The 23929-nt window shown below is 63.8% G+C and carries 23 protein-coding genes and 1 pseudogene; 16 read left to right on the top strand and 8 right to left on the bottom strand.

Annotation, left to right across the window (positions count from 1 at the left end):
* The 7 genes from NKJ04_RS06195 to NKJ04_RS06165 all read left to right on the top strand — a co-directional run bounded on the left by NKJ04_RS06195 (position 1) and on the right by NKJ04_RS06165 (position 7016).
* Positions 1–1161: a CaiB/BaiF CoA transferase family protein gene (locus NKJ04_RS06195; RefSeq protein ID WP_352673951.1), complete on the top strand. Its 1161-nt coding sequence runs from the start codon at positions 1–3 to the stop codon at positions 1159–1161.
* Complete coding sequence (locus NKJ04_RS06190; RefSeq protein ID WP_352673950.1) at positions 1158–2327, top strand: extracellular solute-binding protein; 1170 nt, start codon at positions 1158–1160, stop codon at positions 2325–2327. The genes NKJ04_RS06195 and NKJ04_RS06190 overlap by 4 nt, the downstream gene beginning before the upstream one ends.
* A gap of 26 nt (positions 2328–2353) precedes the next feature.
* A complete protein-coding gene (locus tag NKJ04_RS06185; protein ID WP_352673948.1) occupies positions 2354–3541 on the top strand; it encodes an ABC transporter substrate-binding protein in 1188 nt (395 codons plus the stop codon).
* A gap of 66 nt (positions 3542–3607) precedes the next feature.
* Positions 3608–4345 (top strand): ATP-binding cassette domain-containing protein, encoded by a 738-nt coding sequence (locus NKJ04_RS06180; protein WP_352673947.1) that lies wholly within the window; start codon positions 3608–3610, stop codon positions 4343–4345.
* Positions 4338–5096 carry an ATP-binding cassette domain-containing protein gene (locus NKJ04_RS06175; RefSeq protein WP_023808860.1) on the top strand — a complete coding sequence of 253 codons (759 nt, stop codon included), beginning with the start codon at positions 4338–4340 and terminating at the stop codon, positions 5094–5096. Before NKJ04_RS06180 ends, NKJ04_RS06175 begins: the two co-directional genes overlap by 8 nt.
* A complete protein-coding gene (locus tag NKJ04_RS06170; RefSeq protein WP_352440085.1) occupies positions 5093–6043 on the top strand; it encodes an ABC transporter permease in 951 nt (316 codons plus the stop codon). Before NKJ04_RS06175 ends, NKJ04_RS06170 begins: the two co-directional genes overlap by 4 nt.
* A gap of 1 nt (position 6044) precedes the next feature.
* Positions 6045–7016, top strand: coding sequence for an ABC transporter permease (locus NKJ04_RS06165; protein ID WP_023808862.1), 972 nt, complete (start codon positions 6045–6047; stop codon positions 7014–7016).
* Positions 7017–7025: 9 nt separating this feature from the next.
* Here NKJ04_RS06165 and NKJ04_RS06160 read toward each other — a convergent pair whose 3' ends face one another.
* Complete coding sequence (locus NKJ04_RS06160; RefSeq protein WP_352673945.1) at positions 7026–7865, bottom strand: amidohydrolase family protein; 840 nt, start codon at positions 7863–7865, stop codon at positions 7026–7028.
* A 65-nt stretch (positions 7866–7930) separates the two neighbouring features.
* On the bottom strand, positions 7931–8716 hold the full coding sequence (locus NKJ04_RS06155) for an IclR family transcriptional regulator (protein ID WP_023808863.1): 786 nt from the start codon (positions 8714–8716) through the stop codon (positions 7931–7933).
* Positions 8717–8885: 169 nt separating this feature from the next.
* Here NKJ04_RS06155 and NKJ04_RS06150 point away from each other — a divergent pair, with 169 nt between their 5' ends.
* The 8 genes from NKJ04_RS06150 (at position 8886) to NKJ04_RS06115 (ending at position 16181) form a co-directional block, all read left to right on the top strand.
* Positions 8886–10205 carry an ABC transporter substrate-binding protein gene (locus NKJ04_RS06150; protein ID WP_352673943.1) on the top strand — a complete coding sequence of 440 codons (1320 nt, stop codon included), beginning with the start codon at positions 8886–8888 and terminating at the stop codon, positions 10203–10205.
* A gap of 133 nt (positions 10206–10338) precedes the next feature.
* Entirely contained in the window at positions 10339–11235 is an 897-nt protein-coding gene (locus NKJ04_RS06145) for a carbohydrate ABC transporter permease (RefSeq protein WP_013533025.1), read from the top strand.
* Entirely contained in the window at positions 11235–12101 is an 867-nt protein-coding gene (locus NKJ04_RS06140) for a carbohydrate ABC transporter permease (protein ID WP_352673941.1), read from the top strand. The genes NKJ04_RS06145 and NKJ04_RS06140 overlap by 1 nt, the downstream gene beginning before the upstream one ends.
* Positions 12102–12105: 4 nt before the next feature.
* The gene (locus NKJ04_RS06135) at positions 12106–13203 is read left to right on the top strand and encodes an ABC transporter ATP-binding protein (RefSeq protein ID WP_352673939.1); all 1098 of its coding nucleotides are present in this window, start codon (positions 12106–12108) and stop codon (positions 13201–13203) included.
* A 5-nt stretch (positions 13204–13208) separates the two neighbouring features.
* Positions 13209–14321, top strand: coding sequence for a mandelate racemase/muconate lactonizing enzyme family protein (locus NKJ04_RS06130; protein WP_023808868.1), 1113 nt, complete (start codon positions 13209–13211; stop codon positions 14319–14321).
* 9 nt (positions 14322–14330) lie between these two features.
* Positions 14331–14660 (top strand): L-rhamnose mutarotase, encoded by a 330-nt coding sequence (locus NKJ04_RS06125; protein WP_023808869.1) that lies wholly within the window; start codon positions 14331–14333, stop codon positions 14658–14660.
* A complete protein-coding gene (locus tag NKJ04_RS06120; RefSeq protein ID WP_023808870.1) occupies positions 14653–15729 on the top strand; it encodes a Gfo/Idh/MocA family protein in 1077 nt (358 codons plus the stop codon). Before NKJ04_RS06125 ends, NKJ04_RS06120 begins: the two co-directional genes overlap by 8 nt.
* Positions 15729–16181 (top strand): MaoC/PaaZ C-terminal domain-containing protein, encoded by a 453-nt coding sequence (locus tag NKJ04_RS06115; protein ID WP_502897889.1) that lies wholly within the window; start codon positions 15729–15731, stop codon positions 16179–16181. Before NKJ04_RS06120 ends, NKJ04_RS06115 begins: the two co-directional genes overlap by 1 nt.
* A gap of 29 nt (positions 16182–16210) precedes the next feature.
* On the opposite strand, the gene NKJ04_RS06110 is transcribed toward NKJ04_RS06115, so the two are convergent.
* Positions 16211–16867 carry a GntR family transcriptional regulator gene (locus NKJ04_RS06110; RefSeq protein ID WP_352673937.1) on the bottom strand — a complete coding sequence of 219 codons (657 nt, stop codon included), beginning with the start codon at positions 16865–16867 and terminating at the stop codon, positions 16211–16213.
* Positions 16868–16970: 103 nt separating this feature from the next.
* Positions 16971–18424: pseudogene (locus tag NKJ04_RS06105) on the bottom strand (DHA2 family efflux MFS transporter permease subunit).
* A 375-nt stretch (positions 18425–18799) separates the two neighbouring features.
* On the opposite strand from NKJ04_RS06105, the gene NKJ04_RS06100 reads away from it, so the two are divergent.
* On the top strand, positions 18800–19816 hold the full coding sequence (locus tag NKJ04_RS06100; protein WP_352673936.1) for a Zn-dependent oxidoreductase: 1017 nt from the start codon (positions 18800–18802) through the stop codon (positions 19814–19816).
* Between the two features lie 6 nt (positions 19817–19822).
* Here the strand turns inward: NKJ04_RS06100 and NKJ04_RS06095 are convergent, their stop codons facing one another.
* The 4 genes from NKJ04_RS06095 to NKJ04_RS06080 all read right to left on the bottom strand — a co-directional run bounded on the left by NKJ04_RS06095 (position 19823) and on the right by NKJ04_RS06080 (position 23916).
* Positions 19823–20527: a cyclase family protein gene (locus tag NKJ04_RS06095; RefSeq protein ID WP_352673935.1), complete on the bottom strand. Its 705-nt coding sequence runs from the start codon at positions 20525–20527 to the stop codon at positions 19823–19825.
* Positions 20524–21462 carry an ABC transporter permease gene (locus NKJ04_RS06090; protein ID WP_352673934.1) on the bottom strand — a complete coding sequence of 313 codons (939 nt, stop codon included), beginning with the start codon at positions 21460–21462 and terminating at the stop codon, positions 20524–20526. Before NKJ04_RS06090 ends, NKJ04_RS06095 begins: the two co-directional genes overlap by 4 nt.
* Positions 21459–22364, bottom strand: coding sequence for an ABC transporter permease (locus NKJ04_RS06085; protein WP_352440117.1), 906 nt, complete (start codon positions 22362–22364; stop codon positions 21459–21461). Before NKJ04_RS06085 ends, NKJ04_RS06090 begins: the two co-directional genes overlap by 4 nt.
* 61 nt (positions 22365–22425) lie before the next feature.
* The gene (locus tag NKJ04_RS06080) at positions 22426–23916 is read right to left on the bottom strand and encodes a sugar ABC transporter ATP-binding protein (protein WP_352673932.1); all 1491 of its coding nucleotides are present in this window, start codon (positions 23914–23916) and stop codon (positions 22426–22428) included.
* Between the last annotated feature and the right edge of the window lie 13 nt (positions 23917–23929).

Genomic DNA, 23929 nt, shown 5'->3' with positions numbered 1-23929 from the left:
ATGCCGGCAGCAGCCGAATTGCCGCTCGCCGGTCTCGTCGTCGTCGACATGAGCCAGTTCCTGTCGGGCCCGTACTGCTCACTCAGGCTGCTCGATCTCGGCGCCCGCGTCATCAAGATCGAGCGTCCGGATGGCGGCGACCTGTCGCGCCGGCTCTATCTCAGCGACACCGAGATCGGCGGCGACTCCACCATCTTCCATGCCATCAACAGGGCCAAGGAAAGTCTTGCCATAGACCTCAAGAACGAGGCCGATCTCGAAGCGTTGCGCGGCCTTCTGGCCAAGGCGGATGTACTGATCCAGAATTTCCGGCCGGGCGTCATCGAGCGGCTCGGCCTGGACTATGAGGCAGTCCGCAAGATCAATCCGCGGCTGGTCTATGCCTCGATCAGCGGCTATGGCGAAGACGGACCATGGGTCAAGCGACCCGGCCAGGATCTGCTGGCGCAGGCGCGTTCCGGCGTGATGTGGCTGAACGGCGACGAGGATCAGGGACCGGTGCCGTTCGGCCTCGCCATCGGCGACATGCTGGCTGGTGCCGCCTGTGCGCAGGGCATTCTGGCCGCACTGGTGCGGCGCGGCATCACCGGTCAGGGCAGCCATATCGAAACCAGCCTGCTGGAAGCGCTGGTCGATTTCCAGTTCGAGGTGCTGACGACGCATCTCAATGACGGCCGCCGGCTGCCCAGGCGCTCCAGCTTCCGCAGCGCGCATGCCTATCTGTCGGCGCCTTACGGCGTCTATCCGGCGAAAGACGGTTACCTCGCCATCGCCATGACGCCGATCCCCAAACTGGCCGATCTGCTGTCGCTCGGCGAACTCGCACCCTATCGCGACAAGCCCGCATCCTGGTTCACCGCGCGCGACGACATCAAGGCGATCATCGCACAGCGGATCGCCACCAAAACCATCGACGAATGGCTTGATATCCTTGAGCCGGCCGACATCTGGTGCGCCAAAGTGCTGACCTGGCCCGAGATGCTGGCAAGCGAGGGGTTCCAGTCGCTCGATATGCTGCAGACGGTGACGCGCGAGGATGATGTCTCGATCCTCACCACGAGTTCGCCGCTCCGGGTCGATGGCATCAGGGCCAAGGTCGACCGGGCAGCACCACGCATCGGCGAGCACAGTGCCGCCATCCGCGCGGAGTTCGGCCTGTGAGCGTGCCCATCCTCAAGGGCATGACCTGGAGCCATCCGCGTGGCTACGATCCGATGGTCGCCTGCTCGGCGCTGTGGCAGCAGAAGACCGGTATTGCCATCGAATGGGACAAGCGCTCGCTGCAGGATTTCGAATCCTTCCCGGTGGAGGATCTGGCGCGCGCCTATGATCTCATCGTCATCGACCATCCGCATGTCGGCCAGATCATGGCCGAAGGCTGCCTGGAGCCGCTGGATGTCGCCGGACGCGAGGCGGAACGCACGGCCCTTGCCTCGGGCAGCGTCGGCCAGTCCTATCCGAGCTACAACTGGCAAGGACGGCAATGGGCTTTCCCGATCGATGCGGCAACCCAGGTCCAGGCATGGCGGCCGGATGCGATCGAGGCGCCACCGGCGCGCTGGAGCGAAGTGCTCGATCTCGCCCGGCAAGGCCGTGTGCTGCTGCCGCTGCGGCCGCCTCACGTGTTGATGGTGTTTTACACATTCGCAGGCAATCTCGGCCGTCCTTGCACCACCGATCCATCCCACGATCTCATCGATGTTGACGCCGGTAGCGAAGTGTTTGAAGCAATGCGCGAGATTGCAGCGCTCGTTGATCCGGCTTGCTTGGAGATGGATCCGATTGCCGTCTCGGAGCGCATGGCGGAGGCCGGTTCCAGGTTCGTCTGCGCGCCACTGATCTATGGTTATGTTTCCTATGCGACGACTGGCTTTCGGGCGAACCGGCTGGCCTTTGCCGATGTTCCGGTCATCGGTTTCGGCGGCCCGATCGGTTCGGCGCTCGGCGGCACCGGCATAGCCGTATCAGCCTTTTCCAAAGCCAGGGATGCCGCGATCGACTTTGCCTATTGGGTCTCGAGCGGCGATGTCCAGCGCGGCGCCTATGCCGCCGCCGGCGGCCAGCCCGGCCATGCAGCGGCCTGGGAAGATCAGGCCGTCAATGAAGCGACCGGCAATTTCTACCGGGACACGCGCGCGACGCTGGAGGGTGCATGGGTGCGGCCGCGCCATGACGGCTACATGGCGTTCCAGCAGGCCGCGTCCGAACGCATCCTTTCCGGCATGACCTTCCGGCATCAAGCCCGACAGGTCGTTGCCGATCTCAATCGCCTGTTTCGGGAGAGTTCCCCGGTGCAGGTGTCCGGCGCTGCCGGTGGAGGAGCCTGAACCAAACCGAACGGAGGAGAACAAGAATGACAGGAATGATCCGCGGCCTGCTGGCCGCAACGGCGCTTGCCTCGCTTGCAACGGCCGCCTTTGCACAGGATGTGCAAGGCGTCATCGGTGGACTGCCGACCGAACTCAAGGCGCAGTATGACGGAGCGCCCCAGAAGGTATTGCCTTCGGCCTGGGAGAATTTCAACGCGCCGCCAAAGCCGTGGAAATGGTGCCACTCGGAATCCTACCAGGGCAACCCGTGGCGGGTCACGGTGACCAAGGAGTTGAAGCGTCTTGTCGACGGGCTGATCGCCGACGGCACCGTCTCCAGCTTCGAGGTGTCGGATTCCAACAACGACGCCAGCCAGCAGATCAACCAGATCCGCGCCTTCATCGACAAGAAATGCTCTATCATCACGTCGGTGCCGGGCTCGGCGACGGCGCTCGACGATGCAATCGACGCTGCCGCCAAGTCCGGCATTCCGTTCATCACAGCGGCCGGCTCGGTGACGAGCCCCAACGCGATCAATGTCGATTCCAACTATGCGCGCTGGGGCTATGACATGATGACGGCGATCGCCAAGGCGCAGCCGGACGGCGCCAGCATCCTTCTGGTCGAAGGCATCGCCGGACACCCGATCGTGGTGCAGGAGCGCCAGGGCGCGGACAAGGCGCTGGCCGAAAATCCGAAGCTGAAGATTTCGCGCAACGTCAACGGCAACTGGACAGCCAACGTCACCAAGACCGTGGTGCTGCAGGCGATCGCCACCAACCCGGCGCCGATCGATGCGGTGTGGACGACAGGCAGCGAAAGCCGTGTCGTTGCCGAAGCCTTCGCGGAAGCCGGCCGGCCGGCGCCATTGATCACCGGCTCGATCACCGGGGACGCGCTGGGCTACTGGAAGGCCAACCCCGACAAGTACCGCTTCGAAGGCCATGCGGTGCTGCCGCACTGGACCGCGCAAACACTGTTCCGCGTCGGCGAGCGCATGCTCGACGGACAGAAGCCGAAGCTGAACACGCTGCTGATCCCGATCCCGCCTGTCCACACCGCCGATCTCGGTGCCTGGTACAAGGACTGCATGACGACGGATGCCGTGTCGATCTTCCCGATCCCGCCGAAAGATCCGATGCCGGAGGAATGGCTCGACGCCTATTTCTCGAACCCGGCGCCGACCAAGGGCTGGGATTATTCGAAGGTGCCCGATGCCTGTGCAAAGTGACGCCTGCTAGTCTCTCAGCAGGCCGGCTCCTTTCGGGAAGCCGGCCTGCCAGCATCGAAATGCGACATGCTTGAAATCAAAACCATATCCAAACGCTATGGCGAGACGATCGCGCTCGCGGACGCATCGATCGCGTTTCGGGCGGGAACCATCCACACCATCCTGGGCGAGAACGGCTCGGGCAAGAGCACGATGGTCAAGCTGCTGTCCGGCATCGTCCAGCCGGACAGCGGCGTGATCCTGCTGCACGGCAAGCCATTTTCTGGCGCCAATCCATCGGCCTTCCAGGCGCAAGGCTTCGCCACGGTGTTCCAGGAGGTGCTGATCGCGCCGGACTGCAGCGTCATCGATAACATCCTGCTCGGCCTCGACGGGCTGGTCCGGCGCGCTGTTCCCCGCAACGAGCGCCGTGACCGGGCGAAAGCCGCGCTGAAGCGCTTCGCGGTTACCGACGTCCCCCTCGACAAGCCAGCCGGCCTGCTGCCGCTTGCCGCGCAGCAATTGGTCGTTCTCGCCCGCGCGATCGTGCGCAACCCAAAGATCCTGATCCTCGACGAGGTCACCGCCGCGCTCGACTTCGCCGATCGCGAATCCGTCTTTTCCCTGATGCGCGCGCTGGCCGGCGAAGGCTGCCTGATCCTGTTCATCACCCACCGCATGGACGAGGTGATGTCGCTGTCGGATCGCATCTCGATCCTGCGCGGCGGCAGCGTCGTGCGCACCGAGGAGCGCGGCGCTTCGACGCCGGCTGAACTTCTCAAGGCGATGGCGCCACGCACGGCGGCGGAGCTGCAGCATGGCTGATCGCGCCGCCCTCGATTTTGGTGGTCTTGCCGTTCGGGACCTTGTCATCGCGCCCGGCGCCAGCCCGATCACGCAGGCAATCGCTCCGGGTGAGATCGTCGGGCTTGCCGGTCTCGATGGTCATGGCCAGGAGCTGTTTCTCAAGATGCTTGCCGGCCTGGAACCGCCCCATGGCGGCTCGATCGAACTCGGTTCATCGGATGCCTCCCGAAAGATTACCGGGTTTCGCAAGGCTGTCGCCAGCGGCATCGCCTATTTGCCGCGCGACCGGCGCGCCAACGGCATTTTCCCGACACAGTCGGTGCTCGACAATTTCGCCGTCTCGACCTTGTCGCGCGACACGCGGCTCGGGCTAATCAGCCCGTCGGCACGCAAGGCGCGCTACGACTTCTATCGCGAAAAACTCTCGATAGTGGCGCCCCGGCCCGATGCGCCGATCACCACTCTTTCGGGCGGCAACCAGCAGAAGGTGCTGTTGGCGCGTGCCTTGGCGCTGGAGCCCGCGATCCTGCTCCTCAACGATCCGACGCGTGGCGTCGACGTGGCGACGCGGCATGTGCTCTACGACGTGTTTCGCGGGCTGGCGTCCGACGGCATGGGGCTCGTCATCCTATCCAGTGAAATCGAGGAGATTCTTCTCCTGTGCCAGCGCGTGCTGGTGTTCCGTGAGAATGAAGTCGCGGCCGAGATCTCTGGCGACGCGCTCACCACCGACAGCGTGATATCAGCCATGTTCGGACGTGCGGCATGAACCCTGTTGCGCGCCTCCTGTCCCTTGGGCGAAATTTCGGCTTCGCGGTGGTGCTGCTGGTCGTGCTGCTTGCGATCAATCTTATCCTCAGCCCCGGGCGGTTCCAGCCGGGTTCCTGGGGCGCGCTGGTCGGATTGGCGGCGCCCTTGATCGGTGCGGCCATTGCGTCCACGCCTGTCATCCTCGCCGGGCGTGGCGGAATCGACATCTCGGTCGGGCCATTGATGGGCTTCGTCAACGCTTTGACGATCCAGGTGCTGTTCCTCGGCACCGGCATCTCATCGCCCCTGGTGCTCGTTCCGGCTGCATTGCTCGTCGGGGCGCTGGTGGGTGCTGCGAACGGCTTTCTGGCGACAATCGTGCGCATTCAGCCGATCGTCGCGACGCTCGGCACCTATCTGATCCTCACCGGCGTGACGTTAACAATCCTGCCGGCGCCGATCGGTCCCGCACCGGCCTGGCTCAAGGCACTGTCCGGTCCGCTGTCGATGCTGCCGCTGGCGGCGATGTTCATCGTCTGGTGGCTGGTGCGGCGCACCCCTTACTACGACCAGCTTATGGCGGTGGGCAGCGACGACCGTGCCGCCTACACCGCCGGCGTCGATGTCACGCGCGTGCGCTTCATCGCCTATATCATGACCGGCATCCTTGGCGGCTGCGCCGGATTGATGCTGACCGCGCTGATCGGCTCCGCCGATCCGAACATCGGGCCAACTTACACACTGATCGCCATCGCCGCGGTAGCGCTCGGCGGCGTCAGCCTTGCAGGCGGCCGTGGTGGGGTGGCGGGTGCCGCCATCGGCGCCATCGACATCTTCCTGCTGCAAAGCGTGCTGACGACGTTCAACGTCTCGACCTTCGTGCTGCAGATCGCCTACGGCGCGATCCTGGTGCTGGCCGTGATGCTGACAGCGCTGCAGGAACGTCTTGCCATGGGGAGACGCTGACATGGTTTTGCGCCAAAACCTCTTCGCCACAACCAACGCTCGCGTCGTCGGCGCCTTCTGCGTCGCCGCCCTTCTGCATCTCGCCGGCACGATCCTCATTCCTGGCTACTCCGCGCCGTTTGCCATACGCGCCATGCTGGTGCTCGCCTCGCTGCTCGCCGTGGCCTCGATCGGGCAGACGCTGGTCGTCATCATGGGCGGCATCGACCTGTCGATCCCTTTCGTCATTGGCTTTGCCAATGTCGTGGCGGCGCAGCTTTATGGCGATGGCTGGCATTTTGTCCTGGTCTGCGGCCTCGTCGGCGTACTGGCGATCATCATCGGCGGGCTGAACGGGCTGATCTCGCGCAGCCTCGACATCCAGCCGCTCATCGTCACGCTCGGCATCGGCATGGTCGTGCAAGGGCTGGTGCTGTTGTGGACGGCGGGTTTCCCGTCAGGCTCCGCACCGCAAGCGGTATCCAGCTTCGTCTCGATCGGCGGATCGGCCGGACCGCTGCCGGTGCCGTGGCTGGTGCCGAGCCTTGTCGTGCTGGCGGCACTCGTCGTCCTGGTGCTGGAGCGAACGCCCTATGGCCGCCGGCTTTACGCGCTGGGCAGCAATCCGGGCGCGGCGCCGCTGGCGCTGATTGACCCGGTTCGCATGTGGGTCATCACCTATGCGGCAAGCGCTTTCTTCGCCGCCGTGGCAGGAGTGCTGCTGCTCGGCTTCACCGGTTCGGCCTATGGCGATGTCGGCCAGCCCTATCTGTTCCAGACCATCGCGGCGGTCGTCGTAGGAGGCGCAGCACTTGTCGGCGGCCGGGGAAGCTATCTCGGCACGATCGCCGGCGTGCTGGTGCTGACCGAGATCAACACGCTGCTGATCGGCCTCGGCTTCCAGCCCGCAGCGGTGCAGGCCGCGCTCGGCTTCGTCATCGTGCTGCTGGTTTCGCTCTATGGCCGCGAACGGCACGTCTCGACAACCATCTGAAAGGACCAGTCAGTCGAGCCGCCACAGCTTGCGGGCATTGCCGGACAACAGCCTGTCGCGCTCGGAGATGCTGCAGCCCGAGAGCAATGCATGGGTCGCCGCCACCCAGGTCGACAGACCGCCGCCTAGCGTGCAGACCGGCCAGTCGCTGCCCCAGACGACACGGTCCCAGCCGAATGAATTGATGGTGTGCTCGACGTACGGCCGCAACGTCTCAACCGTCCAGCTGCCGGCATCGGCATAGGCGACGACACCGGAGATTTTGGCCATGACATTCGGGCGCCGGGCGATGTCGCTCATATGCTCGCGCCATGGATGTTCGCTCTTGCCTTTGATGTCGGGGACGCCGCAATGGTCGAGGACGAACGTCACATCGGGTGCCAGGTCGGCAAGCACGACCGCCCTGGGGATCTGGTGCGGCAGCACGACGAGATCGAAGGTCAGGCCGGTGCCGCCAAGCCGCTTTATGCTGGCGCGAAACACCGCACCTTCCGAGAGCTCGTCGGGCACGACGTGGAGGACGCGGCGAAAGCCTTTTACGAACGGGTTTGCCCGCTGCCGTTCGAGATAGGCCGCGAAGTCCCCTTCCTCAGGACGGCAGGACGCGATCACCCCGGCCAGCATGCTGCTGGGCTGCCGTGACAGGCCTTCGACCCGAGCGGTTTCAGCCTCGATGTCGGCCGCATCGACATCGACCTCCATATGCAGCACGCGCTCGACGCCGACACGCTGCGCCTCCACGGCGTAGTCCTCATAGGAGAAATCGCGGTTGAGCGCCGGCACGCCGGCGAGCCAGGGATAGCGCAGGGCCGAGCGATCGATGAGATGCAGATGGGTATCGATGATCATGGTGAGGCTCCTCCCTCTGGCTTTTCAAATCATCTCACGGGGGAATTCTTCATTCAAATAAGAATTCACACCGATGAGCCTACTGCTGATCCAGCAAGGTGCGACAGCTTTTCACACGTTGCCAGCAACAGTTCGATCGTCCTGGTGATGTCGGGCGCGGAAGGCGCGTTGACCACCGTGATGTAGGGAATCGACAGCGCGGCGATCGCCTTGCCGTCGGAACTGCGCACCGGGGCGGACAGGTTGAAGACGCCGGCTGTCTGCATCGAGGCCATCATCTCGTAGCCACGGTCGCGGATCTGGTCGAGACGGGTGAAGAACTCGGTCGATTGCGCCGTCTTGTCGGTGCTGCGGACGTGTTCGGAAATCATCATCTGGCGCTCTTCCGGTGAGCGGAAAGCGAGCAGCACATGTCCCGAGCCGGTGTCGAACAGACTGATATGGGAGCCGACCCGGATCGATATGCCCCAGTAGTTCGGTGCTTCTTGCTGGCCGATGACGACGGCAGAACCGCGATCAAAAACAACGAGTTGGTTGGCCTGCTGCGATGTCTCGGCAAGCTCACGCATCAGCGGCGTCGCATAGGAGACCAGCCGCCGAACCGGCGCGTGCAACTGTGCCAGACCGAACAGCTTGAGCGTCAGCGAATAGCGGTCGCCGTCGAGCCTGGTGACATAGCCGCGCCGCACCAGCCGGTCGAGCATACGGTAGAATTCGTTGGGGCTGCGGTCGAGTTTCTTGGCGATTTCTGCCTGGGTCAGGCCGCCGTCGACGCCCGCCAGCAGTTCAAGGATATCGAGCCCCTTGTCGAGCGCCGGCGCGCGATAGCGCTCGTCTTCGCTGTCGTCCATGGGCTCATCCTCCAGTGAATTTCACCCTTCATATACGCAGGAACGTGCGCGGCGGAAACAAATTTCGCCTTGACGTGTCCATGAATGTTTTGTTTGTATATGAATGTAGCACTTCTTGTCATCAGACGAGTTGCGGTCGCCGCGGAGGCGGCACCAAGGGAGGATACCAATGAACAGACTGCTGTCCGGCGTGTGCGCCGGTGCATTGTTGCTCGCGTTAGGTGCGGGCGCTGCCCTTGCCGGCGACCTGCCCGGCAAGTTCGAAGGCGTGACCGTCGACGTGAAGCTGATCGGCGGCCAGCAATATGAAAAGCTCTACGAGCGCATTCCCGAATGGGAGAAGGCGACCGGCGCCAAGGTCAACATCCTGACCAAGAAGAACGGCTTCGACATCGACAAGGAGCTCAAGTCCGACATCGCCTCGGGCAGCACCAACTGGTGCGTCGGCTGGAACCATTCGTCCTTTGCGCCGCAATATACGGGCCTTTACACCGACCTCAGCAAATTGCTGCCCAAGGAAGAGATCGACGCTTTCGTGCCGTCGACGATCACGTCCGCAACCATCGACGGCAAGCTGGAGATGCTGCCGCGTGCGCAGTTCGACGTTTCGGCGCTCTACTACCAGAAGAGCCTGTACGAGAACGCCGACAACAAGACCAAGTTCAAGGCGAAGTACGGCTATGATTTGGTGCCGCCGGACACCTGGAAGGAAGTGACCGACCAGGCCCAGTTCTTCGCCAACCCACCCAATTTCTACGGCACGCAGTTCGCCGGCAAGGAAGAGGCGATCAACGGCCGCTTCTACGAGATGGTTGTCGCTGAAGGCGGCGAGTATCTCGACAAGGACGGCAAGCCGGTCTTCAATTCCGAGGCCGGCATCCGGGCGCTCGACTGGTTCGTCAACCTTTACAAGGCCAAGGCCGTACCGGCCGGAACCACCAACTATCTCTGGGACGATCTCGGCCAGGGCTTTGCGTCCGGCACCGTCGCCATCAACCTGGACTGGCCGGGCTGGGCTGGCTTCTTCAACGATCCGAAGTCGTCGAAGGTCGCCGGCAATGTCGGCGTGAAAGTCGCGCCGAAGGGCTCGTCCGGCAAACGCACCGGCTGGTCAGGTTTCCATGGCTTCTCGGTGACCGAGAATTGCCCCAACAAGGAGGCCGCGGCTTCCCTGGTGTGGTGGCTGACCAACGAAGACAGCCAGAAGCTCGAGGCCGCCGCAGGCCCGCTGCCGACCCGCAGCGCGGTGTGGGACTGGGATTTGAAGCAGGCCGAAAACGATCCTTACAAGAAGGAGGTTCTTACCGCCTTCCAGGAAGAGGCCAAGCACGCGTTTGCCGTGCCGCAGACGCCTGAATGGATCGAGATCTCGAACGCCGTCTATCCCGAATTGCAGGCGGCGATCCTCGGTGACAAGACCTCCAAGCAGGCACTGGACGATGCGGCCGCCAAGGCGACGCAAATCCTCCAGGACGCCGGCAAGCTCTAGAAACGGGCTCCCAAGGCTGCCTCCCCCATCGGAAATGGGGGAGGCGATCGTGTTTCGCGGCCAGCGATTTACGCTAACCCATCGCCCCCGGCCCACTCACGGCCGTCCAAATGCAAACACCTCAAGGATTCTGATGAAGGGCTTCAAGCCATCCGCGCCATTCCTGCTGCTGCTTCCGGCCATGATCGTGCTGGCGGCGGTTGTCGTTGTGCCGTTGCTGTTGTCCCTTTACTCCAGCTTCACGCCGTTCCGCCTGACGCGGCCCGAAACGTTCTACGTCTTCATCGGCATTCGGAACTATCTTTCGATCCTGTCCAACACTGATTTCTGGTGGGCGTTCGGTCGCACGGTGCTGCTGCTGACCATCGCGCTCAATCTCGAAATGCTGCTTGGCCTTGGGCTTGCCATGCTGGTCGAGAAAGCGACACGCGGCCAGCGCATCCTGCGCACGCTGATGATGTTTCCGATGATGTTTTCGCCGATCCTCGTCGGCTTCCAATTCAAGTTTATGTTTAACGACAATATCGGCCTGGTGAACAATGCCTTGCAGTCGCTCGGCATCACCAGGGACGCCATACCGTGGCTGATCGAGGGCCATCTCGCCTTCATCGCCATCTCGATCGCCGAGATCTGGTCGTCGACGGCGATCTTCGCCATCCTGATCCTCGCCGGCCTGCTCGCCATGCCCAAGGAGCCGATCGAGGCGGCGCGGGTCGACGGCTGCACGCCGTGGCAGACATTCCGCTATGTGACGTGGCCGTTCGTCATGCCTTTCGCGTACATCGCCATGACCATTCGCTCGCTCGACGTCGCGCGCGCCTATGACATCGTCAAGATCATGACCGATGGCGGACCGGCGGGCCGCACCGAACTGCTATGGACCCTGGTGGCCCGCACCGCCTACAGCGACGGGCGCATGGGCATGGCCAACGCCATGGCCTATTTCTCGATCCTGCTGTCGATCGCCTTCACCGTCTACTTCTTCAACAAGCTCGCCGCGGCGCGCACGCAGATCGGTGCGGAGTGGTGATGGACGAGAATTCTTCCGCCCGCCTGAAGCGCCGGCTGCTGGGCGTCGTCTATCGCATCGGCCTGTTCCTGGCGATGCTGACCATCTGCCTGCCGGGCCTGTGGATCGTCATCTCGTCGCTACGGCCGACGGTCGAGATCATGGCCAAGCCACCTGTCTGGATCCCGCAGGAGATTTCATTCGACGCCTATGTCGCCATGTTCTCAGGCATCGGCAAGGGCGGCATCCCTGTCATCGAGTACTTCCGCAACTCACTGATCATCTCGGTGACCTCGACGGTCATTGCGGTGGCCATCGGCATGGCCGGCGGCTATGCCTTCGCCCGCTATCGTTTTCGCGGCAAATCGAGCGTCTTCCTCGGCCTGATGCTGACGCGCACCGTGCCGGGCATTGCGCTCTCGCTGCCACTGTTCTTCCTTTATGTGCGGCTCGGCATCATCGATACGCATTTCGGGCTGATCCTTGCCTATGTCGCCCTCAACGTGCCATTCACGATCTGGCTGATCGACGGCTTCTTCCGCCAGGTGCCCAAGGACCTCGCGGAGGCGGCACAGATCGACGGCTGCACGCGCTGGCAGGCGTTCTGGCAGGTCGAGTTCCCGCTTGCCGGGCCGGGCATCGCGTCGGCCGCGATCTTCGCCTTCCTGACCTGCTGGAACGAGTTCGCGCTGGCCTCGCAGCTGACCCGCTCGGTGAGCGCCAAGACGCTGCCGGTCGGCCTGCTCGATTACACGGCCGAGTTCACCATCGATTGGCGCGGCATGTGCGCGCTGGCCGTGGTGATGATCATCCCGGCGCTCACCCTCACCTACGTCGTCCAGAAACACCTTGTCGGCGGCCTGACCTCCGGCGCGGTGAAAGGCTGATACCATGGCAACCGTTACCCTCACCAAGCTGACCAAGCGCTACGGCAACATCGGGATCGTGCACGGCATCGATCTCGATATCGCCGACCGCGAATTCATCGCGCTGGTCGGCCCGTCCGGCTGCGGCAAGTCGACGACGCTGCGCATGATCGCAGGGCTGGAAGAGATCAGCGCCGGCTCGATCGAGATTGGCGGACGCGTCGTCAACGACCTGCCGCCACGCTCGCGCAACATCTCGATGGTGTTCCAGTCCTACGCGCTCTATCCGCACATGACGGTGCGCGAGAATCTCGGCTTCTCGCTGAAGATCGCCGGTGCCGCCAAGGAAGACATGGACCGCAGTGTCGCCGAAGCCTCGGCCATCCTCGGCCTCGACACGTTGCTCGATCGCCGCCCCTCACAACTGTCCGGCGGCCAGCGCCAGCGCGTCGCCATGGGCCGCGCCATCGTGCGCGATCCTGACGTCTTCCTGTTCGACGAGCCGCTTTCCAATCTCGACGCCAAATTACGCACGCAGATGCGCACCGAGATCAAGAAGCTTCATGCCAAGGTGCAATCGACGGTGATCTACGTCACCCATGATCAGGTCGAGGCGATGACGCTTGCCGACCGCATCGTCATCATGCGCGACGGCCATATCGAACAAGTCGGCACGCCCGACGAGGTGTTCCGGCAGCCGGCGACGCGCTTCGTCGCAGGCTTCATCGGCTCGCCGCCGATGAACCTGCATGAAGCCACGATCGATGATGGCCAGATGGTTTTCGCCAGCGGCGAAAAGCTGCCGCTGCCCGCCCAGTTCAAGACCAACGTCGCCACCGGCGACAAGGTCGTGTTCGGGCTGCGGCCGGACGACATCTATCCGACCGGCCATGGCATCAGCTCCGGTGGTGCGGCCGATGTCCACCAGATCGAACTGCCGATCACGGTCACCGAACCGCTCGGCAACGAGACACTGGTGTTCGTCGAATTCAACGGTACGGACTGGGTGTCGCGCATGCTGAACCCGAGGCCACTGCGGCCGGGCGAGCGGGTCGCCATGAGCCTCGACATGTCGCAGGCGCACCTGTTTGCCACCGAGACCGGAAAGACATTGCGGAGCTGATCGGCATGGCCAAAATTGAGAAAGTCGACCTTCGGATGGTGGACCTTGTGCCCAAGGTCAAGCGCACCGACGCCATCCAGAGCTTCGTCAGCCAGGAAACGCCTATCGTCACCATCACCGATTCCGACGGTGCGGTCGGCACCGGCTACAGCTACACGATCGGCACCGGCGGCTCGTCGGTGATGCGGCTTTTGTCCGACCATCTGGTGCCGCGCCTGATCGGCCGCGACCCCGACATGATCGAGGCAATCTGGCACGATCTCGAATTCGCCACGCATGCCACGACCATCGGCGCCATCACCGCCATCGCCATCGCGGCCATCGATACAGCACTGTGGGACCTACGGGCAAAGAAGCAGAACCTGCCTTTGTGGAAGCTGGCCGGCGGCGCCAAGGACCGCTGCCCGCTGTACACGACCGAAGGCGGCTGGCTGCACATCGAGACGCAGGCGCTGGTCGACGATGCGCTGGCCGCCAAGGCCAAGGGCTTTCGCGGCTCGAAGGTGAAGATCGGCAGGCCGCACGGCTCGGAAGATCTGGCGCGCCTGTCGGCGGTGCGCAAGGCGGTCGGCGACGGCTACGAGATCATGACCGACGCCAATCAGGGCTTTTCGGTCGACGAGGCGATCCGGCGCGCGGCAAGATTACGCGACCTCGACCTCGCCTGGATCGAGGAGCCACTGCCGGCCGACGACATTGACGGGCATGTGCGGTTGTCGAACTCGACGCCGACGCCGATTGCCATCGGCGAGTCGCTCTACTCCATTCGCCATTTTCGCGAGTACATGCAGAAAGGCGCCTGCTCGATCGTGCAGGTCGATGTCGGCCGCATCGGCGGCATCACGCCCTGGCTCAAGATCGCGCACGCGGCGGAGGCCTTCGACATTCCGGTCTGCCCGCATTTCCTGATGGAGCTGCATGTCAGCCTGACCTGCGCTGTTCAGAACGGCCGATATGTCGAGTACATTCCGCAACTCGACCAGTTGACCGGCAAGCGCCTCCGCATCGAGGATGGCCAGGCGCTGGCGCCCGACGAACCCGGCATCGGCATCGATTGGGACTGGGACGCGGTCAAGGCCATGAGCATCGCCGAATTCACCACGGCGATCACGAAATAGGAGAATGATATGCAGCGGATGGGAATGGTTCTGGGGCTGAAGCCGGAAAAGGTCGAGGAGTATGTCCGCCTCCATGCCGCCGTCTGGCCCGACGTGCTGGCCATGATCTCCGCCTGCAACATCAAGAACTACTCGATCTACCTGAAGCGGCCGGAGAACGTGCTGTTCAGCACCTTCGAATACCACGGCAGCGACTACGAGGCCGACATGGCGAAGATGGCGGCCGATCCGAAGACGCAGGAATGGTGGGCGGTCTGCATGCCGTGCCAGGAGCCGCTGGCGACGCGCAAAGAGGGCGAGTGGTGGGCCGAGATGGATGAGGTCTTCCATCATGACTGAAGGCGGTTTCGACCCTGCCTTGCTCGTTCAATCCTGGCCAAAACCCTCCAAGCCCCGGCAGATCGTCACCTTCGGCGCCGGATCGATCGTCGGCGACGCGCATTTCCCGGCCTACCGGAAGGCCGGCTTTCCGGTTGCCGGGCTTTATGATCCTGATCATACCAGGGCCGAAAAGCTGGCCAGCCAATGGGGCGTGACGGCCTTTGGGTCGGTCGAAGAAGCTGCTGCCGTCGAGGGCGCGATCTTCGACCTTGCCACCCCGCCGTCGCGTCATGCCGATGTGCTGAAGTCCTTGCCTGATGGCGCGGTGGCGCTGATCCAGAAGCCGATGGGCAGCAATCTTGCCGAGGCGACCGCGATCCTCGAGATCTGCCGCGCCCGGAAGCTGCACGCAGCGGTGAACTTCCAATTGCGCTTCGCGCCGATGATGCTGGCGCTCAAAGATGCCGTCGGCAAGGGCTGGCTCGGCGAGATCGTCGACTTCGATGCCTGGCTGGCGCTGGCGACACCGTGGCAGCTTTGGGAATTCCTGCTCAAGGCGCCGCGCGTCGAGATCGCCATGCATTCGATCCACTATCTCGACCTGATCAGGCAATTGCTCGGCGACCCCAAGGGCGTGCACGCTAAGACGCTCGGCCATCCCAATCATGCCGTGGCGCAGACGCGCACCAGCGCCATTCTCGACTATGGCAACACCATGCGCTGCGCGCTGTCGATCAACCACGACCACAAGTTCGGCCGCCGGCACCAAGCCTGCGAGTTCCGCATCTGCGGCACCGAGGGAGCAGCCTATCTCAAGTTGGGTCTCAACCTCGATTATCCCACAGGTGAGCCGGATGTGCTGGAAATCTATCCGAAAGGCGGGACGGACTGGATCGCAGTGCCCTTGGCCGGCGAGTGGTTTCCCGACGCCTTCGTCGGCCGCATGGCCAATGTCCAGCGTTTTGCCACCGGAGAAGATGCTACGCTGATCAGCCCGGTCGAGGACGCGTGGAGCACGATGGCGCTGGTCGAGGCGGCGTATCAGTCGAGTGCGGCACCGGCGACGCCGATTGCGGAAAGACCCTGATGGAACGGATTCAGTATTTCGAAGACTATGAGATTGGCGCGTCGCGCCTGACCAGCGGCCGCACCATCACCGAGACCGACTTCATCGTCCATGCCGGCCACACCGGCGATTTCTTCCCGCACCACATGGACGCCGAGTTCATGAAGACGACGCCATTCGGCCAGCGCATCGCGCACGGCACGCTGGTGTTCTCGGTCGGCATCGGGCTGACGGCAACCGTCATCAATCCTGTTGCCTTTTCCTATGGCTATGACCGGCTGCGCTTCATCAAGCCGGTGTTCATCGGCGACACGATCCACACGCGAACCACAATTGTGGCCAGGGAAGACGACCCGAAGAGGCCGGGGTCGGGACGGGTGATCGAGCGCTGCGAGGTGATCAACCAGCGTGGCGACGTGGTGCTGGCGGCCGACCACATCTACATCGTCGAACGCAGGCCGGCGCAGGGCTGAAGCCCATCGCATGCCCATGAGCCACGCCGTCAGGATTCTCGCGACAGGCCATCTTCCCTGATCGCGCGGACCAGCGTCTCGCTTCCTTCGCGAAGATGCTGCCTCAGAATGCTTATGGCCCTGTCGCCGTCGCGCCGCCGGCAGGCGGCCAGCAGCTCGCGATGCTCCGTCTGCGAGCGGCTGCGATAGTCCAGGTTCGACAGCAGGATGCGGACGTAGCGATCGGCAGCATTGTGGTGGGCCTCGATAAGGCCGAGCAATCGATGGTTGCCACAGGCATCGTAGAGAGCCAGATGAAAGGTCCGGTTCAGCGCGCCCCATCGGCCGACATTGCGCTCGGCGTCGATCTGATCAAGCACCTGTTCCGCCTCATCGAGTTTCGCGCCGGCGAGGCTGGGTACAGAGAGCCGGAGCGCCTCACTTTCGAGCAGCTCGCGCAGCGCGTAGATTTCACTGATCTCGGCGCAGTCCATCCGGGCGACATGCGCGCCCTTTGTCGGATGGATGGAAACAATGCCCTCGGCTTCCAGTTGGCGAAGCGCATCGCGAATGGGCATCCGGCTGAAGCCGAAATGTTCGGCGAGTTCGTCCTGTCGAAGCGAAGTGCCTGCCTTTATAGTGCCATTGGCAATCGCCTCGCGCAGGACATTCGCGACCTGCTCGGCCACGGTCCGCGGCCCCTGCATCACGCTTTCCGCAAATCCCCGCAACCGATGCTCCCGTTCACATGGGCACCATCCTAATGGAGAACCCCCTGCATGGGTATATGTATGCCCGTATACGCCGGCATCATTTGCGAGAATTGCCCGATCGAACGTGGCCGCTGACCTGCACGCCGTCCTCGGCGCGCAGGTACAGGAATCCCGGAATGGACATGAGCGGGATGACCGCGGTGAGCAGGAACACCTGATGAAAGCGTTCCGGTGTCACGATGTGGGTTTCTCCTGCGACCAGACCCAGCACCATGGCGGCGATCGAAACGCCCAGGGAAACGCTGAGCTGCTGCAGGACGCCGCCGAGGCTGGTGGCGCGGCTGAGCTTGTCGGCCGGCAGGTCGGCATAAGACAGCGTGTTGGAGGTCATGAACTGCGCCGACCGGATGATCCCGAACACGAAGACGTAGAGACCGATCATCCAGTGCGGCGTATCGGCCTCGATCAAGGCGAACCCCGCCACGGCGGCTGAGCCGACGACCGCGCTGCCGATCAGCACGACATTGAAGCCGAAGCGCCGCAACAGCGGCGACAGCAGCGGCCGGATGAGCAAGGCGCCGAAGCTGCCGACGAATGTCAGCGAGCCTGATGTGACCGGGCTCATGCCAAAGCCGAGCTGTAGCATCAGCGGCAACAGGAAGGGCACGCCATTGAGGCCAACGCGGCACAGGCCGCCTGCCAGCGTACCGATCCAGAACGAGCGAAATCGAAACAGCGTCAGATCGACGGCCGGTGCAACGACGCGGCGCGCATAGCGCCCGAAGGCGAGCAGCAGCAGGATCGCCGCGGCCAACACCAACGCTGTCGCCGAAACGGAGATGATTGGCCTCCCGATGCTTTCCAGCCCGAACTGCAGCAGGGCCACACCGCATCCCACCATCAGGAACCCGGCGAAGTCGAAGCGTTGCACCGCTTCCTCGCGGAAATCGTCGACGAAGCGCAGCGCCGCTAGAATGCCGAGACAACCGAATGGCACGTTGACATAGAATATCCAGCGCCATGACGCGTAAGTGGTCAACAGGCCGCCGAGCAGCGGCCCGATCACAGGCCCCATGATGGCGGGCAAGGTCGTGTAGGTCATGGCGGTGATCAGCCCGCTGCGCGGGAAGCTGCGCAGCAGGATCAGCCGCCCGACCGGCGTCATCATGGCGCCGCCCAGCCCCTGCAGGGCGCGCATCGCCAGCAGAGCATGCCGAAACTGTTGGCCATGCCGCACAGCGCCGAGCCGAGGGTGAAGGTGAAAAGCGCCAGCGCGAACACTTTTCGCGCACCGAACCTGTCGGCGAACCAGCCGCTGACGGGAATGAACACGGCCAGTGTCAGAATGTAAGTGGTGATCGCCAGGTTCAGCCTGACGGGCGTCGTGTCGAGACTGCGTGCGATGGCGGGGATCGCGGTGGTGATGATGGTGGAATCGAGCTGCTCTATCAGAAAGGCGATGGCGACGATGATTGGGATGATCAATCTCAGCCTCGGGTCGCGCTCGGTGGCAAATTGAGGCTGTTCCAATTCTATTGCCAATTCCGTCATGCAAGCGGCTGCTCTATTCCAGGTGGCGCGTCCGCGTTCAAAGGCAAGGTCGCCTTCCGTGCGGCAAGCCAGCCGAGGCCCGATCACACGGCCTGTCTTATGGTCCGACAAGCAGGCAAGCGGTAGTCATTTCCTCTTTGATGGAGGTCAACAAATTTTGACTGCCGACCCCTTCGAGAGGAGATCGGCAGGGACAGCGCATTGAGAGTCCGAACTGCCGACGCCAGGTGCATTTGCGTTTCAGCGGACGTCCGTCCCGATTTCGTGAAGGAACATGTCAGGTAAGAGGCCGTCTTACCGCCGCCATGAGCGCTTGCGTCTTGACGGCACCGCGAGATTGAGCCACTTGTCGACTAGTATACAAGTGGTGAGGCCATGCTTGAAGTTCTCGTTCGCGCACCGCAGTCGCTGGAAGTCCGGCAGGGCGCCATGCCAGAGCCCGGCCCTGGCGAAGTCGTCGTTCATGTCAGCCGTGCCGGTATCTGCGGCTCCGACATTCACATCCTGCATGGCTCCAATCCGTTCGCCGTCTATCCGCGCATCATCGGCCATGAATTCGCCGGCACGGTAACCGCGCTCGGACGCGATGTGACCGGCATTGCCGCGGGAGACCGTGTGGTGGTCGATCCCGTGGTGTCGTGCGGTCACTGCTATCCCTGCCGGGTCGGCCGCTCCAATGTCTGCGCCAACCTCGAAGTGATGGGTGTTCACCGCGATGGCGGTTTTCGCGCCTTCGTGGCGGTGCCGGCGGCAAATGCCATACCGGTTCCGGCGAATATGCCATTTGGACTGGCGGCACTGGCCGAACCGTTCTCCATCGCCGCCAATGTGCTTGACCGTACCGGCTGCGGACCCGACGACACGGTGCTGATCTATGGCGCCGGCACGGTCGGCGTCACCGTGCTGCAGGTCGCCAAGCTCAAGGGTGCACGCTGCATCGTGGCCGACATCGATGAAGCCCGTCTCGAGCGAGCGCTTCGCTTCGGCGCCGACAGGGTGATCCACTCTGTCCGCGATCCCGTGCCAGCCGCGGTACGCGGCGAAAATGACGGTCTTGGCCCGACGCTGGTCATTGATGGCGCCGGCATTCCGGCACTTCTGGACGAGGCTTGCCGCCTCGCCAGCCCGGCGGGCCGCATCGGCCTGCTCGGCTTTTCGGATGCCCCGTCCAACCTCAGCCAGCAGGAAGTGGTGCGCAAGGAGCTGACCATCGTCGGTTCGCGCCTGAACCGCCGGCTGTTGCCGCGTGTCGTCGAATGGCTGGCCGACAAGCGGCTCGATCCGCAAGGCATGATCACACAGGTCTTCGCGGCGACGGAGGCGCGCGCCGCCTTCGACCTGATCGAGAAGGAAGCTCAGCGCACGCTCAAGGTCCAGCTGGATTTCTCTTGAGCCGGTTTAGCCCTCGACCAGCGCGATGGCGCGCAGCGGCGATCCGCTGCCGCCTTCGATCGCCAGCGGCAAGCTGATCAGGAAGCACAGCGGCGGCAATTCACCAAGCCGGGCGAAATTCTCGCCGATCAGAACGCCGGCTGAAAGCAGCGTATTGTGCGCCGGGAAATCCTCGCTGCCGAAACAATCGATCGACAGGCAATCCGAACCGGCGATCCGCACGCCGCGATCGACCAGCAATTCGCTCGCTTGCCGCGAAAGGCCAGGCCAGTCGGCAAGAAACACGGCCGGATCGTCCCAGAACCGGTCCCAGCCGAAACGGAAGAACACGGCGTCGCCCTGCCGTACGCAACCCTGTTCGGCCTCGAAAGCGAAGATAGAATCCGGCTCGACCGCCTGCCGGGGCGCGCAGTCCCGCGCATCGATCGTCACCATGCGGCCGAAGAAACGCTCGACCGGAATGTCCGAGATGGCAGCACCGCCGCGGATGAAATGGACCGGCGCGTCGAAATGCGTGCCGGTGTGCTCGCTCATAGCCAACGCATGGTTGCAGGCGACGTCGCCGCGGTCATAGGATTCCACCATCTCCTGGCAGTAATGCGGGTGCGTCGGCCACACCGGCATGCCGGGCTTCATCGGATGCGTCAGGTCGACGAAGGAAACTGCCTTTGTTTCGAACAGCCCGGCGAGCGTATCGGTGGCGGGTGTCATCTGACGCGAGGCCTCGGCACGAGAGCGACGATCAGGATGATCAGCACGCCGGTCAAAAGGAAGCGCACGCCTGCCTGGATGCCAAAGGTGTTGAGCATGGTGGACATCAGGTTGAAGAACAGCGCAGCCCCCCATATGCCTACCGCGTTGGCCTGTCCACCGGCGACGCTGGTGCCGCCAAGCACCACCACGGCGATCGATTCCATCAGATAGGCGTCACCCATGTTGAGTGCTGCCCCGCCGCTGAAGCCGGCAAGCAGGAAGCCGGCGAGCGCTGCCGCCGTGCCGCACAGCATATAGGCAATCAACCGCACCCGGGCGACGTTGATGCCGGCGAGCCGCGCCGCCGGTTCGCTCTGGCCGGTGGCCAGCAATTGCCGGCCCCAGACCGTGCGTTTGAGGACGACCATGGCGACCAGCGTCAGCACCATCACCGCGATCGGCATGAATTGGACGCCGCCAAGGTTCATCAAGGTAAACCGGGAAAGGCCGGCCGGCGGCTTCAGTGTCGCCTGGCCGCCGAGATTAAAGGCAAGCGACTGGAAGACGAAGCTCCAGGCGAGCGTTGCGATGATCGGCGGCAGCCTGAGCGCGACGATGGCAAGGAAGTTAGCGGCACCCGCGACGGCGCCGACGGCAAGTGCTGCAAGCAGGCCAGGCAGCAGCATGCCGTCGGACCCTTGCATGACCGTTATCGATACATAGGCGGCCAGCGTCAGCACGGATGGCACGGACAGGTCGATATTGCCCGGCCCGGAGGCGACGACGAACATCTGCCCGGTTCCCACCACAACACTGAAGGCACCGAAGGCGAGCGCCCCCGAAAACGTGGCGCCGGCGCTGCCGATACCGGAATAGGCTGATGTCACCACCCACATTGCGAGCGCCACGATGAAGCCGTAGGTCCACGGCGCGAGGCTCAATCTTCGGGTCATCGCGCCCGCTCCGACAAAAGCACGCGCCCGGCCAGCACGAGAAACAGGATAACGCCCTGGGCACCGATCTGCCATGTCGGCGGCACCTGCAGGAAAGACAAAAGCGAGCCCGCGAGCGACAGCGTCAGAGCGCCGACCACCGTGCCGACCGGCGAGACGACGCCACCGGTGAAAGCGCCACCGCCGAGGATCACCGCGCCGACGCCGAGCAGCGTATAGGCCGGCGCGACATTGGCGTCGCCCGATGTGGTGAGGCCGGTCAGCGTCAGCCCGGCCAGACAGGCGAGCAGGCCGGCGGCGGCATAGACAGCGACGCGGATGCCGACAACGGACCAGCCGGCGCGCTGGACGGCGCGCGGATTGCCGCCTGCGCCGCGCAGCACCACGCCATAGGAGGAGCGTGAGATGACGAGATGGCCGGCAAGCGCCGCCAGTGCCGCCAGCCAGATCGACAGCGGCATCAAAGGCGGCTGCCAGCTCATGAAGGCGGCAAGCCATGCGGGTGCCGAGCCACCCGGTGCCGGCAGTAGGATGACGGCGATGCCGAGCCAGATGAAGGACATGCCCAGCGTCACGATGATCGAGGGCAATTGCCGTGCATGAATAAGCAGGCCGAAGCCGGCATAGGCGGCGATCAGGACCAGGTAGCACAGCGCCGCAATTGCCGGCGCATCCCCGAGATAGAGCGCCGTGATGCAGGTGATCAGCCCGACAAAGGCGCCGTTCGACAGGTCGATGTCGCCCAGCATGATCACCATCATCTGCGCCAGTGCGGCAAAGACCAGCGGCACCGAGAGCTTGAACAGCAGATGGAAGCCGAAATAGCTCATCGCCGCCGGGCGGATGCTGAAGATGATGGCCAGCATGACCAGCAGCGCGATTGCCGGCAGGCCGACCTGCATCGCATTGAGCAAGGCCGAGCGCGGATTGGAAGGAGAACGGGCCGGAACTCGGGCAGGCGCGTCAGACATGGTCGCCTCCGAACGACGCCTGCAGGATACGGCCGGTCTCGATGGCCTCGCCTTCCAACCTGGTCACGGCGCGGCCCTCGCGGAAGACATAGATGCGCTCGCAATTGGTCAGCTCTTCGAGTTCGGTTGTGTACCAGACGAAGGCGCGTCCGTTCTCGGCTTCCGCGCGGATCAGCCGGTAGACCTCCTGCTTGGTGCCGACATCGACGCCGCGCATCGGATCGTCGAGGAAGATCACCTCGGCGTCCGACGACAGCGCGCGGGCGAACAGCACCTTCTGCTGGTTGCCGCCGGACAGCGACAGGATCGGCGTGTCGATCGAAGGCGCCTTGACGTTGAGCCTGTTCGACCAGGTCTCGGCCAGCTTGCGGGCGGCGGCGCCTGAAATCATGCCGCCCCGCGTCAGTGCATTCAGGCTGCGGATGGTCAGATTGTCGGCGATAGACCACAGCGAAAACACGCCTTCCGAGCCGCGGTCGCCGGCGACATAGGCACCCGGCAAGGCCTCGCGTTGCCGGCGCGAGGCATAAAACATCGCGCGCAGCCGCTCGCGCTGGCCGTGGCCGTCGAGCCCGGCGAAGCCGATGACCTCACCCTTGCCGACGTCGATGGTCAGATCTGTGGTGTCGCGACCCGCATGCCGGATAACCGGAGCTTGCACCGAGGCCACCTTGCCGGCCGTGCGCTCACGCGGCCGTTCGATGCTTCCCATCAACTCGACCAGCGCGGCGCGTGACAGGCCGGCGGTGGGCCGCTCGGCGACGACCTTGCCGTCGACCATGACGACGGTGCGGTCGCAGACGGCGAGGATCTCGTTGAGGCGATGGGTGATCAGGATGCAGGCGATGCCACGCCCTGCGGCACGACGAATGTGGGCGAGCAGTTGTTCCGTCGCCTCATGGCCGAGCGCCGAGGTCGGCTCATCGAGAATGACGGCGCGCAATTTGATGCTGGTCTGCGTGAAGGCGCGGGCGATCTCGACCATCTGTCGCTCGCCGATCGGCAGGTCGGCGACCTTCCTGTCGAGATCGATGCCGTGGCCAGGGAATATCTCGTCCAGCACCGGACCGATCACCTGGCGCGCGCGCCGCCGCCAGCCCAACCCACGCAAGGACCTGTGCACGATGCGGGTGTTTTCCGCCGACGTCAAATTGGCGCAGAGCGACAGTTCCTGGAAGACACAGCGCAGACCGGCCTGCTGGGCGCTGGCCGCGCTCCAGGCACCGATCTCACGCTCGCCGAGGCGAAAGCTGCCACTGCTGCGCTCGACCGTGCCGGCAAGCACGTTCATCAGCGTCGACTTGCCGGCGCCATTGTGACCGACGAGGCCGACGACCTCGCCGGGTTTGAGATGAAAATCCACGCCGCCCAGGGCATGCACGGCATCATAGTGCTTGCGGACATCGCGCACCTCGATGAGGAGGCCGTCGGCATTGACCGTCTCTGCTGCGTCCCTTTTGGGCGACGTGGGATCGTTCATCATTCGGCCATGCTGC

This window comes from Mesorhizobium sp. M0618, from assembly GCF_040320765.1.
Lineage (GTDB): Bacteria > Pseudomonadota > Alphaproteobacteria > Rhizobiales > Rhizobiaceae > Mesorhizobium.
The sequence above is the reverse complement of the archived record's forward strand: the minus strand, read 5'-3'. Positions and strand labels throughout refer to the sequence as shown.

Coding starts and splice junctions, on each gene's coding strand:
- NKJ04_RS06195 (WP_352673951.1), top strand. CDS start 1: ATGCCGGCAGCAGCCGAATTGCCGCTCGCCGGTCTCGTCGTCGTCGAC.
- NKJ04_RS06185 (WP_352673948.1), top strand. CDS start 2,354: ATGACAGGAATGATCCGCGGCCTGCTGGCCGCAACGGCGCTTGCCTCG.
- NKJ04_RS06180 (WP_352673947.1), top strand. CDS start 3,608: ATGCTTGAAATCAAAACCATATCCAAACGCTATGGCGAGACGATCGCG.
- NKJ04_RS06175 (WP_023808860.1), top strand. CDS start 4,338: ATGGCTGATCGCGCCGCCCTCGATTTTGGTGGTCTTGCCGTTCGGGAC.
- NKJ04_RS06170 (WP_352440085.1), top strand. CDS start 5,093: ATGAACCCTGTTGCGCGCCTCCTGTCCCTTGGGCGAAATTTCGGCTTC.
- NKJ04_RS06165 (WP_023808862.1), top strand. CDS start 6,045: ATGGTTTTGCGCCAAAACCTCTTCGCCACAACCAACGCTCGCGTCGTC.
- NKJ04_RS06160 (WP_352673945.1), bottom strand. CDS start 7,865: ATGATCATCGATACCCATCTGCATCTCATCGATCGCTCGGCCCTGCGC.
- NKJ04_RS06155 (WP_023808863.1), bottom strand. CDS start 8,716: ATGGACGACAGCGAAGACGAGCGCTATCGCGCGCCGGCGCTCGACAAG.
- NKJ04_RS06150 (WP_352673943.1), top strand. CDS start 8,886: ATGAACAGACTGCTGTCCGGCGTGTGCGCCGGTGCATTGTTGCTCGCG.
- NKJ04_RS06145 (WP_013533025.1), top strand. CDS start 10,339: ATGAAGGGCTTCAAGCCATCCGCGCCATTCCTGCTGCTGCTTCCGGCC.
- NKJ04_RS06140 (WP_352673941.1), top strand. CDS start 11,235: ATGGACGAGAATTCTTCCGCCCGCCTGAAGCGCCGGCTGCTGGGCGTC.
- NKJ04_RS06135 (WP_352673939.1), top strand. CDS start 12,106: ATGGCAACCGTTACCCTCACCAAGCTGACCAAGCGCTACGGCAACATC.
- NKJ04_RS06130 (WP_023808868.1), top strand. CDS start 13,209: ATGGCCAAAATTGAGAAAGTCGACCTTCGGATGGTGGACCTTGTGCCC.
- NKJ04_RS06125 (WP_023808869.1), top strand. CDS start 14,331: ATGCAGCGGATGGGAATGGTTCTGGGGCTGAAGCCGGAAAAGGTCGAG.
- NKJ04_RS06120 (WP_023808870.1), top strand. CDS start 14,653: ATGACTGAAGGCGGTTTCGACCCTGCCTTGCTCGTTCAATCCTGGCCA.
- NKJ04_RS06115 (WP_502897889.1), top strand. CDS start 15,729: ATGGAACGGATTCAGTATTTCGAAGACTATGAGATTGGCGCGTCGCGC.
- NKJ04_RS06110 (WP_352673937.1), bottom strand. CDS start 16,867: ATGCAGGGGCCGCGGACCGTGGCCGAGCAGGTCGCGAATGTCCTGCGC.
- NKJ04_RS06100 (WP_352673936.1), top strand. CDS start 18,800: ATGCTTGAAGTTCTCGTTCGCGCACCGCAGTCGCTGGAAGTCCGGCAG.
- NKJ04_RS06095 (WP_352673935.1), bottom strand. CDS start 20,527: ATGACACCCGCCACCGATACGCTCGCCGGGCTGTTCGAAACAAAGGCA.
- NKJ04_RS06090 (WP_352673934.1), bottom strand. CDS start 21,462: ATGACCCGAAGATTGAGCCTCGCGCCGTGGACCTACGGCTTCATCGTG.
- NKJ04_RS06085 (WP_352440117.1), bottom strand. CDS start 22,364: ATGCAGGTCGGCCTGCCGGCAATCGCGCTGCTGGTCATGCTGGCCATC.
- NKJ04_RS06080 (WP_352673932.1), bottom strand. CDS start 23,916: ATGATGAACGATCCCACGTCGCCCAAAAGGGACGCAGCAGAGACGGTC.